12 protein-coding genes are annotated in these 15,639 nt (G+C 68.2%); 6 read left to right on the plus strand and 6 right to left on the minus strand.

All coding sequences use genetic code 11. The features are described from left to right. Positions 1–16 precede the first annotated feature (16 nt). Positions 17–1,084 (minus strand): serine hydrolase domain-containing protein, encoded by a 1,068-nt coding sequence (locus D5301_RS19940; RefSeq protein WP_153856676.1) that lies wholly within the window; start codon positions 1,082–1,084, stop codon positions 17–19. A 145-nt stretch (positions 1,085–1,229) separates the two neighbouring features. Next, positions 1,230–2,177 carry an AraC family transcriptional regulator gene (locus tag D5301_RS19945; RefSeq protein ID WP_110710663.1) on the minus strand — a complete coding sequence of 316 codons (948 nt, stop codon included), beginning with the start codon at positions 2,175–2,177 and terminating at the stop codon, positions 1,230–1,232. 127 nt (positions 2,178–2,304) lie between these two features. Here D5301_RS19945 and D5301_RS19950 point away from each other — a divergent pair, with 127 nt between their 5' ends. The 5 genes from D5301_RS19950 to D5301_RS19970 all read left to right on the plus strand — a co-directional run bounded on the left by D5301_RS19950 (position 2,305) and on the right by D5301_RS19970 (position 8,640). After that, entirely contained in the window at positions 2,305–2,697 is a 393-nt protein-coding gene (locus D5301_RS19950) for a hypothetical protein (protein ID WP_223224697.1), read from the plus strand. Beyond that, positions 2,687–3,907, plus strand: a complete 1,221-nt coding sequence (locus D5301_RS19955) for an MFS transporter (RefSeq protein ID WP_153856677.1) — start codon at positions 2,687–2,689, stop codon at positions 3,905–3,907. The genes D5301_RS19950 and D5301_RS19955 overlap by 11 nt, the downstream gene beginning before the upstream one ends. Before the next feature lie 17 nt (positions 3,908–3,924). After that, on the plus strand, positions 3,925–6,180 hold the full coding sequence (locus tag D5301_RS19960; RefSeq protein ID WP_153856678.1) for a TonB-dependent receptor: 2,256 nt from the start codon (positions 3,925–3,927) through the stop codon (positions 6,178–6,180). A gap of 105 nt (positions 6,181–6,285) precedes the next feature. Then, the gene (locus D5301_RS19965; protein ID WP_153856679.1) at positions 6,286–6,672 is read left to right on the plus strand and encodes a BlaI/MecI/CopY family transcriptional regulator; all 387 of its coding nucleotides are present in this window, start codon (positions 6,286–6,288) and stop codon (positions 6,670–6,672) included. A gap of 3 nt (positions 6,673–6,675) precedes the next feature. Beyond that, positions 6,676–8,640 (plus strand): M56 family metallopeptidase, encoded by a 1,965-nt coding sequence (locus D5301_RS19970; protein ID WP_153856680.1) that lies wholly within the window; start codon positions 6,676–6,678, stop codon positions 8,638–8,640. A 67-nt stretch (positions 8,641–8,707) separates the two neighbouring features. Here D5301_RS19970 and D5301_RS19975 read toward each other — a convergent pair whose 3' ends face one another. From D5301_RS19975 to D5301_RS19985, 3 genes are read right to left on the minus strand one after another with little or no spacing between them, the layout of a single operon-like run. Further along, positions 8,708–9,022, minus strand: a complete 315-nt coding sequence (locus tag D5301_RS19975; RefSeq protein WP_153856681.1) for an I78 family peptidase inhibitor — start codon at positions 9,020–9,022, stop codon at positions 8,708–8,710. Positions 9,023–9,081: 59 nt separating this feature from the next. Then, positions 9,082–10,101, minus strand: coding sequence for a ribonuclease H-like domain-containing protein (locus tag D5301_RS19980; RefSeq protein ID WP_324187360.1), 1,020 nt, complete (start codon positions 10,099–10,101; stop codon positions 9,082–9,084). Continuing rightward, a complete protein-coding gene (locus D5301_RS19985; protein ID WP_153856682.1) occupies positions 10,098–12,587 on the minus strand; it encodes a DEAD/DEAH box helicase in 2,490 nt (829 codons plus the stop codon). The genes D5301_RS19980 and D5301_RS19985 overlap by 4 nt, the downstream gene beginning before the upstream one ends. Positions 12,588–12,799: 212 nt before the next feature. Here D5301_RS19985 and D5301_RS19990 point away from each other — a divergent pair, with 212 nt between their 5' ends. Further along, positions 12,800–13,318 (plus strand): hypothetical protein, encoded by a 519-nt coding sequence (locus D5301_RS19990; protein ID WP_153856683.1) that lies wholly within the window; start codon positions 12,800–12,802, stop codon positions 13,316–13,318. A gap of 9 nt (positions 13,319–13,327) precedes the next feature. On the opposite strand, the gene D5301_RS19995 is transcribed toward D5301_RS19990, so the two are convergent. Continuing rightward, positions 13,328–15,460: an IgaA/UmoB family intracellular growth attenuator gene (locus D5301_RS19995; protein ID WP_153856684.1), complete on the minus strand. Its 2,133-nt coding sequence runs from the start codon at positions 15,458–15,460 to the stop codon at positions 13,328–13,330. Positions 15,461–15,639: the final 179 nt, after the last annotated feature.

Genomic DNA, 15,639 nt, shown 5'->3' on the forward strand with positions numbered 1-15,639 from the left:
CCGCTGGCCGGCAGCCTCAGGGCACGGTCACCGCAGGCGCATAGAGATCGGCAATGCGTGGAATGAACAGCTGCGGATTGGCGCCGACCAGATTGGTCAGCACCACCACCGCGACGTCGCGGTCGGGATACACGACGAAGGCCGAGCGCGCGCCGCCGATACCGGCCACCTGCAGGTCGGGCGATGCGCGCAGCACCGGCCAGCCGCCCGCCCATGGTCCAGCACGGCCATCGGTGAGGCGCTCTGCGGTCCACATCCTCTTCCGAGGTGCATCCCGAAGCAGGCGCCCGTCGGTCAACGCAACCAGCCAGCGCGCGGTGTCATCGGCGGTGGTGAGGATGCCACCACCGGCCCACAGTGAAGGCGGAATGTCGTAGAACCAGTGCGACAGGCGCGGCGGTGCATCGGCTGCGTCGGTGGCACGCGGGGCCAGGCTGTACATCGTCGCCACATCCGGAATCAGGTCATAGCTGTCGCCGAAGGTGGTGCGGGCCATGCGCGCGCTGCCGAACTGACCGCTGGCGAGGAAGCGTTCGTAGGACATGCCCGATTGCTGCGCGATGATCCGTGCCAGCAGCACATAGTTGGTCTGGTTGTAGGCAAAGCGCTGCCCGGGCGCTGCTTCGATGGGGTGCGCGGTGACTGCCGTCCATGCCTGCGCTTCGGAGCCCCCTCCCAGCAGTCCGCCTGCATCCAGGATGTCCGGCAGTCCCGAGGTGTGTGCCAGCAACTGACGCACGCGCACCTCCCTCCATGTGGCCGGAAGACCATCCAGGTAACGCGAGGCGGGCGCGTCCAGATCCAGTTGCCCCTGTTGTGCCAGCTGTGCGGCAGCCACGCCGGTGAACGCCTTGGTGGCCGAATTGAGCGGGAAGCGGGTGTCGCGCGAGGCGAGCACACCGTTCTCGACATTGGCCAGGCCATAGGCTTCGGAGAGCACGATCTGCCCTTGCTTGACCACGGCGACCTGCAGCCCGGGAATGCGCTGCTCCAGCATGATCTGGCGGATCAGGCGGCGGGTCTGGTCGTTGGCCTGGTCCTGGCTGGCGGAGATGGCTGTGAAGGGCAGGGCACTGATGAGCATGAGCACGACTCGAAGCGTTGGGCGGAACATGCGGAATTCCGGCGGGGGCGTCGAGGATCGGATGCAGCGGGTGCGTAAAAGGTTTAAGCAGTACCTGCGCTGCGAGGCAGGTACTGGTTGTGTGCGCGGGGCGTGCCTGCTGCGGCTAGCGGATCCGGGAAGGAGACCTTCCGAACTGCCGCTTGAACGCGGCACTGAAGCTGCTGGTATGGGCGTACCCGGCCAGGCTGGCCGCCACGTCCACTGACACCCGTCGTTGCAGCAGGGCATCGTGTGCCCGTTGCAGGCGCAGAGCACGCAGCCAGGCGGCGATGCTGCTGCCGTGCAGCTGCTGGAAGGTGCTTTGCAGGTCGACGGCGTTCGTACCCAGCCTGCGCGCCATCTGGTTGATGGTCAGGCCATCGGCCTCGCCGCTCTGCAGCCACTGTTGCAACTGGTCCACGCAACGCCGCAGATGCGCGCTGGGGGCAGGCGCCTCGCGTTCGGCGATCACGGATCGAACCACGCTGGCCGCGACTTCCAGCGCAAAGCTCTCGCGTTGCAGGCTGGCCAGCAGAGGCGGCTCCGCCGTTTCCGCCCCGAACAACGCTGCGGCCCGCCGCAGCAGTGGCGCAGGCGGTTGCCACGCCTGGTTGCGTGCGTGGCTCAGTCGCAGGCGGGTGAGTCCGGCCGATGCAATGCCATCGAGCTGGCGCGACAACCAGTCCTGGCCGAGGTGCAGGCTGACCTTGGTTTCCTCACGACCCGCCTGCCAATGGCGCTGGAACGCTTCCTCCTCACGAAGGTGGACCAGCATCGCCGGGCTCCCGTCCCGGCGGCTGTCCATCTGCAAGCGCTGGTTGGCGATGACCACTTCGGCCTGCCCCTGCAGCAGGAAACTGGCGGTGATACCCGCAGGCAGGCAGTTCTGGCTGCGGCCGCCGACCATGTCCTGGCTGCGGCTGAGGTAGAGCACCAGGCCGCTGTCCATCGACTGCACCTGCTGCCAGCCGGCCAGCACCGGCAGCGCATCGGGGAGGCCCGATTCAAAGTCGACCCGGCCGCCCAGCGCGTGGGCGGCGCTCATCAGTTCGGCGCAGGAATAGACCTGCATGCAAGGCACCCGCGAATGCTGTCGTGCCTAAATTTTCTTTCGTCGCGCCTAAACTTTCAATGGTATTGCAAATTATTCTCATTTGCGGGGGCTCGCTGCCCCTTTCCCCTGTTCAGCAAGAAGGTCGATGGCGATGGGTCTGGTGATCAACGAGGCGGTGGTGCTGCGTGCCGTCTTCCATGGCGCGGTGGATGCGCACCAGATCCGGTACTGGCTGGACCGCGTGCAGGCGCTGATCGATGCCCACCGCCCCTTCTACTTCGTTGCCAGCACCGCGCCCGGTGCCACCTTCTGCGACGACTACCGTGCCCTGCAGGCGGTCTGGTACAAGCAGTACAAGGCCGCCTTCCGGCAGTACTGCCGGGGCCTGGTGCGCATCGCCAGCGATGCCGCCGAGCAGCAGCGGCTGGACACTCCGGCGCTGCATGCGGCCTGGGCCGTGCCGTACTTCGTCACCGCCGATGCCGGCGCGGGCATGCGCTGGATTGGCGAGCACCTGGAGCAGGCTGATGCGCACTGAGCGCGCCGCCGCTTCGCCGTTCGGCCTGGGCGTGATCGTCGCGCTGTACATGGCGCATGCCTTGCCCCTGTATTTCTACAACGTGGCGGTGCCGGCCATCCTGCGCAGCCAGGGCGTGGATCTGCGCTGGATCGGCATGTTGTCGCTGCTTTACCTGCCGTGGGCGCTGAAGTTCCTGTGGGCGCCGCTGGTGGACCGCTGGCATCTGCCGGCCCTCGGTCGCCGCCGCAGCTGGCTGTGGCTGACCCAGCTGTTGCTGCTGGCCGGCATCCTGGTGCTGGCGTTCACCGGCCTGGATCATGGCCTGGTCGTGTTCGTGCTGGTCGGCATGTGGATCTCGACCATTGCCGCCACCCAGGACATCGCCATCGACGGCTATACCGTGGAGGCGCTGGCGCCGGCCGAGCACCGGCTGGGCAGCATGGCGCAGAGCGTGGGCGTGGCCCTGGGCAGCATGATCGGTGGCGCCGGTGTGCTGTGGCTGTATGAAACCCGCGGCTGGAGCGTGGCCCTGCTGAGCCTGGCGGCAATGAGCGCACTGACCCTGCTGGCAGTGCAGCAGATCAACGAAACGCCGGCCAGGCCCGACGCGCCGCAGCCGAGCATCCTGCGTGCGCTGCGTCGTCGCGAACTGCGCTGGGCGCTGCTGCTGATCGTGCTGTATCGGTTGGTGGAAGCACCCGCAATGGCGATGATCAATCCGCTGCTGGTCGACCAGCAGTTCAGCCTGACCGAGATCGGGCTGCTGATCTCGGTGGGTGGTGCCGGTACCGGCATGCTGGCTGCGGTGGCCGCCGCCTGGCTGCTCAAGCAGCGCCGGGCCGAGCAGTTGCTGATGCACGCTGGCTGGTGGCGCACCGTGTTGTATGTACTGCTGGCGTTGATGCTTTACAGCGGTGCGATGGCGACGTCACGGTGGGGCCTGGGCGCGCTGGTGATCGCGCTGCTGGCGCTGCGCTATGTGGCGATGACCAGCCTGTATGCCCTGTTCATGCGGGTCAGTTCGCGTGCCCAGGCCGGCACTGATTTCACCCTGCTCGTGTGCTTCGAACTGCTGGTCAATTTCATCGGCGGCGCGTTGTCTGGCTTCCTCGCCAAGGGCCTGGGCTACCCCATCTACTACATCGCGCTGGCGGCAGTTTCGGCGCTCGGGTTGCTGCTGTGCCGGCCGCTGATGCGCCGCTTCGCAGCACCCACGAACTCCCCCTGATACGTAACGAGGACACCATGCGGCAGACCGCAGCAACCCTTCCGCTGGCGATGCTGGCGTTGGCCATCAGTGGCCCGCTGGCGGCACAGAATACGTCCGCTACGGCTGGCACCCGGCAACTGGATGCGGTGAGTGTCACCGCCGTGCGAGGCGCACGCAGCGTAGCCGAGATCGCCGGCACCGTGTATGCCATCGAGCGCGAGCAGATTGCCCAGCAGATCACCGCCGGGCGCAGCACCGCCGACATCCTCGGCCAGCTGGTGCCGTCGCTGGCGCCGGCCAGCGGGACCACCAGCAACTACGGCATGACCATGCGTGGCCGCAGCGTGCAGGTGATGATCGATGGCGTGCCGTTGACCGGCGCACGCGATGGGTCGCGCCAGCTCAACAGCATCTCGCCGACCATGATCGAGCGCATCGAGGTGATCTCCGGCGCCACCGCGCTGTATGGCGCCGGCGCCAGTGGCGGCATCATCAACATCATCACCCTGCAGCCCGGCGATCAGCCGGTCCAGCTGGCAAGCCAGTTCGGCCTGCGCAGTCCCTCGCATCTGTCCAGTGACACGCTGGCCTGGAACGCCGCGCAGACCATGACCGTGCGCGGCGATCAGTTCAGTGGCGCGTTCGGCTTCGCCTATGGCCGGCAGGGCGCATCGCTGGATGCGCATGGCCGCCGTATCGGTCCGGAGATCGCGCAGACCGATCGGCAGGACACCGAGACCCGCGAACTCAATGCGCGCTTCGACTGGACCCCAACGGACAGCCAGCAGTTGAGCGTGGGCGTGCGCTGGTTCGACGATCAGCAGGACAGTGATCATGGCCCCGACTATGGCCCGCGCCTGGCTGCGCTGTTCAACCCAGCATTCACGCCCAGCCACCAGGCGCTGCCCGGCCTGCTGCTGGAGGCGCAGCCGCGTACCCGGCACCAGGGAGTGAATGCGCAGTACCGCAACCGCGATGTACTGGGCGGGCAGGAACTGAGCGTGGAAGCCTATTACCGCAACGAGCAGGGACGCTGGTTCCCGTCGGTGTCGACGCTGGTGCACCCGGCACTGCGCGGTGGCTTCGCCTATGTGGCGATGCAGTCCAATACCGATATCGATGTGTGGGGCCTGCGCACGGCGCTGCACAAGGGTTTCGACGTGGCGGGCCGCAGCCTGCAGCTGTCGTACGGCGTGGACCACGAGCGCGAGCAGGACAGCCAGCGCGGGCAGATGTATGACATCAACCGCTTCATCGCCAGCAACGGTCTCGATTACCAGCCCACCGCGCAGTACGCGATGGGGCCGGACGTGCGCGTGGATACCACTGGCCTGTTCCTGCAGGCCGACCATTCGCTGAGTGAGCGCTTCAGCATGCAGGCCGGCGTGCGCCACCAGATCCTGCGCAACCGCGTAGAAGACTCGCTTCCCTACACCGAAGCGATCACCGCCGATGCCGTTGCCGGGTATCAGCCGCACCTGCTGCGGGGCGGCCGCGTGCGCCACTCGCAGACCCTGTTCAATGCCGGCGTGGTGTACCGGCTGGATGCATCGCAACAGCTGTTCGCCAACGTCTCGCAGGGCTTCAGCCTGCCGGACACCCAGCGCATGCTGCGCGATGTACCGGCAAGCTTCGTCATCGACAGCCGCAACGTCGGCCCGATCAAGGTCGACAGCTATGAGCTGGGCTGGCGCCGCAGCGATGCATCGCTGCAGAGCGCGGTGACCGCGTTCTACAACCGCTCGGACAAGACCGTGCAGTTCAACCGCGACTACAGCGTGTCGGTGGCCGACACCGATGAGCGCGTGTGGGGCGTGGAGGCCAACCTGCGCTACACACCGACGGCGCAGCTGGAGCTGGGCGCAAGCCTTGCCAGCACCCGGGGCCAGTACCGCGATGCTGCCGGACGTTGGCGTGAGCTCAATGCGTTCCGCGTTTCACCCTTGAAGGCGGGTGTGCATGGGCAGTGGCGCTTCGCCAATGACAGCCTGCTGCGCTTGCAGGGACAAGTGGTGGGCGGGACCGATCGTGCCTGGCGCGATGCACCACTCGCAGCGATCAGTCCCAGCATCCGCGCTACCCCGGCGGCGAAGGTCCACGGCTATGCGGTGTTCGACCTGATCGGCGAGCTGCCGCTGGCAGGCGGCCGCTTCAGTGTCGGCATCTACAACCTGGCCGATCGTGACTACCGCACGGTCTATGGCCAGCAGGCCGAGGCGACCTACGGGAAGATGTCCAGCCTGCCGGCGGCAGGGCGGACCTTCTCGATCGGGTATCGGGTGGAGTACTGAGGGGCACGCCCCCCCTACCGTTCGTCGGCCCATGACTTCCGGGGGGTTGACTACAGTTGTCGTCACACTGAAAGTGGCGACACGTGTAGTCAAGGGAGTGGTGTCATGCGTGGCAAGACGATCGGGGACCAGGAACTGGCCCTGCTGCAGTACATCGATGAACATGCACCGGCCAGCGTCGGCGAGGTCGCCAGTGGCTACGGCGAGGCCCGTGGCCTAGCCCGGTCCACCGTGCTGACGATGATGGAGCGGCTGCGGGCGAAGGGGTATCTTCGTCGCCAGCAGCAGGACGGCGTCTACCGCTACCAGGCCACGCGTGGCCCGGAAAGCGTGCTGCAGGGTGCGGTGGCCCAGTTCGTCGACAACACCCTGCAGGGCTCGGTGTCACCGTTCGTGGCCTACCTGTCGCAGCGCCAGCAGGTCAGCGACAACGAGCTGGCCGAGCTGGAAGCGCTGGTCGCCCAACTCCAATCGCGTCGCCACGAGGGCTGAGCCATGGACACCACGATGCTGATCCCGTTGCTGGAACGGCTGGGCTGGACCAGCCTGCAGACCGTGCTGCTGGTGGCCCTGGTGTACGGCGTGTGCCGCGCGCTGCCGTCGCTGTCGGCGGCCACCCGCTGCCGCCTGTGGTGGCTGGTGTCGCTGCAGGCCGTGCTCGGCCTGTTCTGGAGCCAACCGCTGCAGCTGGCCTGGCTGCCGGCACCGCAGGCGGTGGCGATGACCGCCACCGACGTTGCCGCAGATCTGGTCTACCCGCTGGCGCCGGAAGCCTCGGCGCAGCTGCTGGCGACGATGCCGATGCCTGCAGCGGAGGTGCCGGCAGTGGCGTGGTGGGCCGTTGCACTGGCTGCGCTGTGGGTATCCGGCGTGCTGCTGATGGCCCTGCGTACCTTCGGTGAGTGGCGCCGCTGCCGGGCGCTGCTGGCCGCCGCCTATCCCTGCCAGGACGAAGCGCTGGTGCAGGCCCTGCAGCTGGCCTCCGACGCACACGGCGTGCGCCCTGCGCCGCGGCTGTGGATGAGCACGCAGGTGGACGCACCGCAGCTGGTTGGACCGTTCCGCCCGGTGCTGCTGCTGCCGGCCGGCGACAACGCCCTGCAGGGTGATGCGCTGGACCTGGCACTGACCCACGAACTGCAGCACCTGCAGCGGCGTGACCTGCAGTGGGGCCTGCTGCCCGCACTGGCCCAGCACCTGTTCTTCTTCCACCCGCTGCTGCGCCTGTCGGTGCGCGAATACGCACAGGCCCGCGAGGAAGCAGTGGATGCGGCCGTGGTCGGCCAGCACGGCGCCAGCCGCCAGGCTTATGGTCGCCTGCTGCTGCAGCTGGGCGTGGCACCGCAGCCGCATCTGGGCGTGGCGAGTGCTGCACCGAACACCACCAGCCTCAAGCGTCGCCTGCTCTCGCTGCAGCCGCGCCGGGCCTGCCCGCGCATTCTGGCGATGGCACTGACCGCCGTCGTGGTGCTGGTGGGCGTGGCACCGATGCGGCTGGTCGCTGCGCCAGTGCCACCGGCACCGAAGGCGGTGGTACCGCCGCCGCCGAAGGCTCCGAAAGCGCCGCCCGCACCGCCTTCGTCCGCGCGCATTCCGGCCGTGCCGGTGGCGCCCGCGCCGCCGATCGAGCCGGCTGATGTGGAAGAACCGTCCGGTCCTGATGATGCCGACGTGGCCTACCTCGACGATGCCTCTGGCATGGATGAGGACCATGACGGCACGACCACCACCTCCATCACGACCTACGGTCGCCTCGATCTGGGCAAGTCGCCCCGGGAGGCCTTCGTGCTGGTCGATGGCGATTCGACCTTCGCCAACGGCGGCATGGACGACGTGACGGTGGCCCGCAGGCAGCTCGGCAAGGGTCCGGCGCTGTGGTTCCGCCAGGGCGACAAGCGCTACGTGGTGCGTGACCCGATGATGATCCAGACCCTGCAGCGTGCCTACAGCGGCGCGGCCGATCTGGGCCGCCAGCAGAGCGAACTGGGCCGCCAGCAGAGTGCGCTGGGTCGCGAGCAGGGCGAACTCGGCAAGCAGATGGGCGAGATGGGGCGTCTGCAGAGCGAGGAGGCACGCCGCATCGCACTGGCCGCTGCCGAGGCCGCGCGCAGCGCGATGGCCGCGCATGACATCAACCGCGAGGCGGCGGCGGAAGCGGCGAAGGCGGCGCGCGGCGCGACCAGCGATATGGCCGTGGCGCGAGAGGCTGCACGTGAGGCCGCCGCCGAGGCACGTCGTGCGATGCAGGAAGCCCGTAGCGAGGCCGCGCAGTCCGGCCGTACCCGTGACATGCAGCGCCTGGCCAGACAGCAGTCTGAACTGGCCAACCGACAGGCGGCACTGGGCAGCCAACAGGCCGCGTTGGGCGAGCGCCAGGCGCGCGTGCATGCGCAGGCATCGCAGCAGGCACAGCAGGTGATCGCGCGCGCACTGGCCAGCGGCAAGGCCGAGCGACTCTGAGCGGTAGTGCCGGCCGCTGGCCGGCAAGGTGGGGTGCCGGCCAGCGGCCGGCACTCCCCTGAGGCGATCAACCGCAGCTGGCGCGTTCGATGCGGTTCTGCGCATCCACCTGCACGGTCACGCGGTCCTGGCGGAAGTCCATGGTCACCGCCATGCCGGGTTTGACCACCCGTGCACCGCGCGCGCCGCTGTCAGCCACCAGTTTCTTGATCGTGGCTTCGTCGGCGGTCTTGCCGGTGAAGGCTTCCAGCGCCTCCGGCCTGCATTCGTGCGCGGCATCGGCCACGGGTGCTGGCGCGGGATCGTGAGAGGTGCTGCTGCCAGCGTGACTGCAGGCGGCCAAGGGTAGGATGGCGAGCAGGACCAGGGGATTGAGGCGCATCGTCGGGCTCCAGGCGTGGATGGTGGCGGCAGTGTCACCGCTGCCACCGTCAGGCCGCGTCAACGCTTACTGCCCAACCAAAGCGTCTCGCGCTCGCGTTGCTCCTCGCGTACCAACCGTTGCAGCAGCAGGGCCAGGGTCACTACGTCCTGGTGGTTGTGGTCGGCTACCCGGCGCAGGTTCACGGCGTCGCCGCCGCGCAGGAAACGCAGCCATGCGCCCGGCGCTTCAGAACCGGGCAGGTCGTCTTCGCGCACCACGCGCAGCAGCTGGCGTTCGATGGTGGACAGCTTGCAGTTCTCCCACGTGCCGCGATAGCGGCGGCGGGTCGGATAGAGCAGGTCGACGTGATCCAGCGCGCTGATCGGGCAACGCTGGCGGGCCAGCCGGTAGCGCGCCTTCAGCAGCGGCGCATCGTAACTGCGGCCGTTGTAGCTGCAGAACACGGTGGAGGGCTGCAGCCAGCGGGCGAAGGTGGCCAGCATCGCGTCCTCGGCGGCCATCGTCGCCATCAGCAGCTGGCGGATGCGCAGGCCTTCGCCGCGTTGCGGGCACACATGCCAGTCGGCGGCGCCGATCATGAAGGCGCGGGTGCCGGTGCCGCCGGCCAGACCGGTGGTTTCGGTATCGAAGAACAGCAGGTCGCGCGGGGATACGTGTTCGCCTTCGCGGCGGGCGAAATCCAGCGACAGCGGCTGTGCCGGAATGGGCTGCGGCTGCAGCGATTCGATCAGGAACAGGCCCGGTGCGATCTCCTCACCGGGCAGCTGGCGATCCTGCGCGCTGGCGCGTGCCGGCGCGGCTCCACCCCGCGAACGCAGGCCGAGCAGGCGATGCAGGCTGCCCACTTCCGGCCGACGCAGCGGTGCGGCGGCTGTCACGGGCGCAGCAGCGCCGGTCGGCTTGTGGCGGATCTCCTGCTCGACCCAGGCGAACACCGAACGCTCGGCCGGTGGCTGCTGTGCATCGTTGGCGGCTACCGGGGCCGGCGCTGGCGGCTCGGGCGTCACCGGCGTGACTGCTTTCGGGTCACCGGCCTGCTTCCGCAGCAGGCGCAGCTTGTCCAGGCTCAGGCTCACGGGGCCAGCAGCTCCATCGGGTCGCGCGCGGTCACCACCACGTCGCGTACGTGCTGGCAGGCCTCGGCATCGAACAGATCCAGCACGCGCAGCGCCAGCGCACGCGGCGAGGTGTCCTCCTCTTCCTGCGCGGCCAGCACCGGGCCGACACAGGCCGGGCAACCGGCCTTGCAGTCGCAGCGCTGCACCAGTTCGCGCGCGCGCTGCACCAGCTCGGCCTGGCGCTGCCACAGCGGTTCGCTCAGGCCGACGCCGCCGGGGAAGTTGTCGTACAGATACACGGTGGGCACGAATTCCTGCAGCAGCTCGACGACGCCGGGATCGCCCTCGCTGCCGCGCAGCTGGCCACGGCCGCTCTGGTCGGCGATCGCGAACCAGGAACCATCGCCGTTGCCGACCGACTTCTGCAGGTCGCGCGCATCGGCCATCACCGCCACGGTGGCGACGATGTGCAGCGCATAGGCGGCGCCAAGGAAGCCATCCAGCGCATCCTGCTTGCTGGCGAAGGCGCGCAGCAACAGTGCCTGCGGCAGCTGCCACCACACCGCAGTGGTATGCAGTTCCTGGTCGGGCAGGTTCACCGGCCCGTAGCCGATGTTCTCGTGGGTGTAGTAGCGGATCTTCTTGTAGCCAGCCACGCGGCGTACCACGTGTACTTCGCCATGATGCGAATCACCACGGCCGGCCACGCCGCCGTCGAAGCGGTCCAGTACCTTGAGCTTGGTGCAGTCGATGCTGTCGGTGTAGTAATCCACATGCGTGCGGGTGACATAGGCCTTGCGGCCGTCCCAGTCGAGCGTCTCCACCTGGTACGGGGTGGACTGCACCATGTGGATGGCGCCCTCGTACAGGGTGAGCGCGGCGGCGGAGTAATCCACTTCGGCGATGATCTGCTGGCGGCCATCGCTGCGATCGACCACCACGAAGTTGCCATCGGCCACCGCACGCAGACTGACCGCGTTGGCCGGATAACTGTCGGCGATCCATTCCCAGCGTTCGCCCTCGCGGTGGATCACCTCGGTTTCGGCCAGCGCTTCCAGGAACACTTCCGGGTCGATCGGGCCGAAGCCATCGCCGACCCGGAACGGCAGCTCGAAGGCTGCGCAGCGGATGTGGTCGAACAGGATCAGCGGCTGGTCCGGCGCAATGCGTGCGTGTTCGGGCGAGGCCTCGGCGAAGAAATCCGGATGGCGCACCACGTACTGGTCCAGTGGTTGCGAGCTGGCCACCATCACCCCCAGCGCCGGCTGCTGGCGGCGGCCGGCGCGGCCGAAGCGCTGCCAGGTGGCGGCCACGCTGCCCGGATAACCGTTGAGGATCACCACGTCCAGGCTGCCGATATCCACGCCCAGTTCCAGCGCCGAGGTGCTGACGATGCCGTCGATGGTGCCGGCGCGCATCGCACGCTCGGTCTCGCGGCGCTCGGTGGGCAGATAGCCGCCACGGTAGGCGCGGATGCGCGGCGGCTTGCGCGGGTCGTGGTCGAAGATGTCCTTCAGGTACTTGGTCAGCACCTCGACCATCAAGCGTGTCTGCGCGAACACCAGGGTCTTCAGCCCGGATTTGATCGCAATGCGTGCGATGCGGTTGCTCTGCGAGCGCGCCGAGGCGCGCAGGCCCAGGTCCGGATTGATCACCGGCGGGTTCCACAGCAGCACCTGCTTGGGGCCGCTGGGCGCGCCGGACTCGGTGATGGCGGTGACCGGTGCCTCGATCAGTGCCTCGGCATGCGCCTGCGGGTTGCCGATGGTGGCCGAGCACAGGATGAACTGCGGTTGCACGCCGTAGAACGCGCAGATGCGCTTGAGCCGGCGCAGCACGTTGGTGACGTGGCTGCCGAACACGCCGCGGTAGGTATGCACCTCGTCGATGACGATGTAGCGCAGGTTCTCGAAGAACTGCGCCCACTTGGTGTGATGCGGCAGGATCGCCTGGTGCAGCATGTCCGGGTTGGAGACCACGATGTCGCCGTGCAGGCGGATCGCCTGGCGTGCATCGCCGGGGGTATCGCCATCGAAGGTGAAGGCCTTCACCCCCAGATCGCCGGCGCGGTTGAGCTCCAGCAGCTCGGCCACCTGGTCCTGGGCCAGCGCCTTGGTCGGGAACAGGTACAGCGCCTTGGCCTTGTCCTGCATCGCCGCGCTGACCACCGGCAGGGTGTAGCACAGCGACTTGCCGCTGGCGGTGGGGGTGACGATGGCCACGTGCTCGCCGCGCTGGCTGGCCTCCCAGGCTTCGGCCTGGTGGCTGTAGAGCTGCTCGATGCCCCGCGCCTTCAGCGCGGCAGCCAGGGCCGGCGGAACCGAATCGGGAATGGGCGCATAGCGGCCTTCCCGGCCGGGAAGGGCAAAGCTGCCGGTAATGCGGTCCTGGTAGCGGCGCTGCAGGCGCGCGCTGAGCAGGGCGCCGTCACGGGCGGGCAGGCCATCGCGGGTGGCGAGCTTCTGCTCGGCATCGGCGGTGCGCTTGGCGAGTTCGTAAGCCATGGAAGATGGAGCCGGGACGTTTTACGAGGGGTCACATGGCACCACAAAGACGTCTCAGGATGTGAGACACGATCATGGGATGGAGTGAACCGTTCAGTGCGCGCAGGCCATGTCATCAAAGCATCTCCCCTGGCTGAACAGCCACCGACGCAGCAACGAAATCTGAAGCCTGCATCCGTATCCTTGGGTGCTGGACGCAACCAACAGGGTGGATGGCTGTGGCACGACGTGGAACGCAGGGAGCAGTCCTGGCCGGCATGCTGCTGGCTGGCATCGCGCAGGCACAGCAGTCCACGCCGGTAGTGGTGCCCGACCCGGCGCCCAAGCCTCCTGCAGATGCGCCGGCGGCAACCACCACGCCGGTTTCCACCGCACTGCCGCAGGACAACGTCACCACTCTCGGCGAAGTGCGTGCGCTCAAGCCTGAAGACGAGCCGCTGGACCTGTACCGCTTCAAGAACCCGGTGAAGTTCGGCGACAACCGTTTCAGCCGCGACTGGAGCGAACCGCCGTCGCCGGAGCAGGTCAGCATGAGTGGCGGCTACATCATGATGGGTGTGGTCAAGGGGGTCATGGCGGCCGCCAAGGGCGTGAACAAGCTCACGGGTGGACCTTCGCAGATCCAGGCCGCCGTGGCGCGGCCACCGCCGGAACTCAGTGCGGAGCAGCAGCGGCGCGCGCTGCTGTTCTCCCAGGAACAGAATGCTGGCGACGCGCCGCCGGTGAAGTAGCCGCGCCGCTCAGGCCGGTTGGCCCGGTGCCGGGCGTGACTGCAGGTCGGCGTCCAGCGCGCGTCGCCGGGCGCGGGCGCGCAGGATGCCCCGCGCCAGCAGGGCCGCCTGCACCACGATCAGCGTCAGTGACAGCAGCAGCATCAGGCTGCTGGCCACTGCACGCTGGATGCGGTCATCGGAGGCGCCGGGTTCCACACGCAGGCGCAGACCGCCTGCGTCCTGCCGGGTGGACAGCACGAGCCCCTGCAACGAGAACGGTACAGGGGTTGCGACCACCGCCCCTGCCTCCTGCCAGTGATCGAGCAGGGTGTCGGAACGCACGGGGTCCCGCGGTGCGTGCTGCGCTCCGTCACGCAGGTCATCGGGGGTTTCCAGCACCACGCCGCCGCGCTGCAGGCTGATCAACTGCGGTGTGAGCGCTGCCAATCGGGTGGCGATGGCGGCACCGGCATGCTCGCGGGCGATTCCACGCAGTGCGGCGAGGTCGCTGCCGGTCATGTACATACCGTCCTCGCCCTCCGTGGCCAGCCGGCGCATGTGCTGGGCCAGTTTCGGCCAGTCGTCCAGTGCAGTGTCCTGGCCGTCCACCTCCACCGATGCACCGAGCGCGCGAACGATGGACTGCTGCAACCCTGCGCAGTCACGCAGGCCGACCGCGCAGGCGGCTTCGACCGTATCGATCATGCGGCCGAGCGCCGTCACTATCTGCTGCTCGCCGCGCGCGGCCATCAGCGCCTGCTGATAGGGATCGCTGATCTGCTGCATCATCAGCATGCGCAGCATCGTCGAATAGCCGTCTTTCTGCGCATCGACGAAACTGCCGCGATACAGCGACAGCAGCGGGTCGGGCACCGCCAGCGCAGGCAGCACCACCGTGGTGGCGCCCCAGCGCATCCGCGCGCAGTCCGGAAGCACCACCTCCGTGCCGGTATCGGCCAGCGGGGTCAACGCGAGTTCGCATTGGCCTTCTCCACTGAGCCGCACGCGGTCACCGGGCTGCGGAGGATCCTGCAGCACGCTGTCGGCACGGCTGTCAGTCCGCGTCTGGGTGCCCTGCAGCCCATGCCAGGCCAGGCGGAGGTCGTCGCCGTCACCGGCCAGCAGTGCGGTCACCGCCCCCAGCAGCGCGATCACCAGGAGCAGCAGAGTGCCGCCCCAGCGGATCGGCGGGAAACGGCGCTGTTCATCCACCCGCGACCAGTGCGGGCCGATCGACAGGACGTCGCCGGTGTCCTGGGCGATGTCCAGCTGCACGGTCTGCTGCAGCGGAAGGCGCCCGCACTGCTGCCAGTGCACCGGGACCTGTACCTGCAGGCTGTCGCCGACGAAGAAGCGTTGCAGCCGCAGCGCGGCATTCATCGGATTGGGCATCTCCAGCCGATGCAGGACGCCCTCTACGCGACGGACCCGGCCAGGCCGGATCTTGCGCAGCGGCGGGCGGAGCTGGCACACGATACCGGCCAGGGCCGCCGCAATGGCCAGCAGCATGACCAGCGGCAACGCATCTCCCAGGTCGGCGATGGTGGCCGTCAACAGCAGTGAAAGCGCGACGATCCAGAAGCCAGCGGGCAGCCATCCGAACGCGGGCCGCCGCCGCAGCTGCGCTTCCTCGAAGGTCTCGGCACGCTCTTCCAGTGTCGTGACCGGCTGGGCGGCCAGCGACGGGGGCGCGGGCAGTGGCGGGGCACCAGGCGGGAGCCCGTCGCCGCGGCCGTCGTGCAGGCTGCGGCTGCGTCCTTCGACAACGGAAAAATCATTGAGCCGCACCACGATGGCCTGGCGCTCCGTCAGCACAACGTCGGCGTCGTTGTCCTCGGCCAGGAACAAGGGCGCATCGTAGGGCAGCAGCACGTCCACGCCCCCGAGGGTGTCGTGGAGTGTTTCGACGCCGTTGGCGATGATGCCGTGGCGGCTGAAGCGGCCACGCAGGCGACGCACACCGGTTTCCCACGCGAGGCCGTGGGCGACGCGGAGGGACTCCAGGGCCAGCGCTTCGTCGTCCTGCAGTTCACGGACGACCTGGGTGCGGCGCAGGGCGGCCAGCGCATTCTGGTTGTCCTTGCGCCGCGACTGGTAGTTCAGCCAAGCCACCAGCGCCACGAGCAGCAGGATGATCTTGACGATGATGAAGACGCTCATCGGCGCACCCCGGCCGAAGGCTGACGATACGCGATGGCAGGGGATGGGAATGGGAATGTGCGTGATGCACACGACATCGTGTCGATCATGGCTCCCTCCAATGGAGCTGTCCGTCCGCGTACCAGTCTGCCTTGGGTGGCCGGTACAGGGCAAACCCAGCGGTTCCGGCACTGCCCGAT

The organism is Stenotrophomonas sp. MH181796 (genome assembly GCF_009659995.1).
GTDB lineage: Bacteria > Pseudomonadota > Gammaproteobacteria > Xanthomonadales > Xanthomonadaceae > Stenotrophomonas > Stenotrophomonas riyadhensis.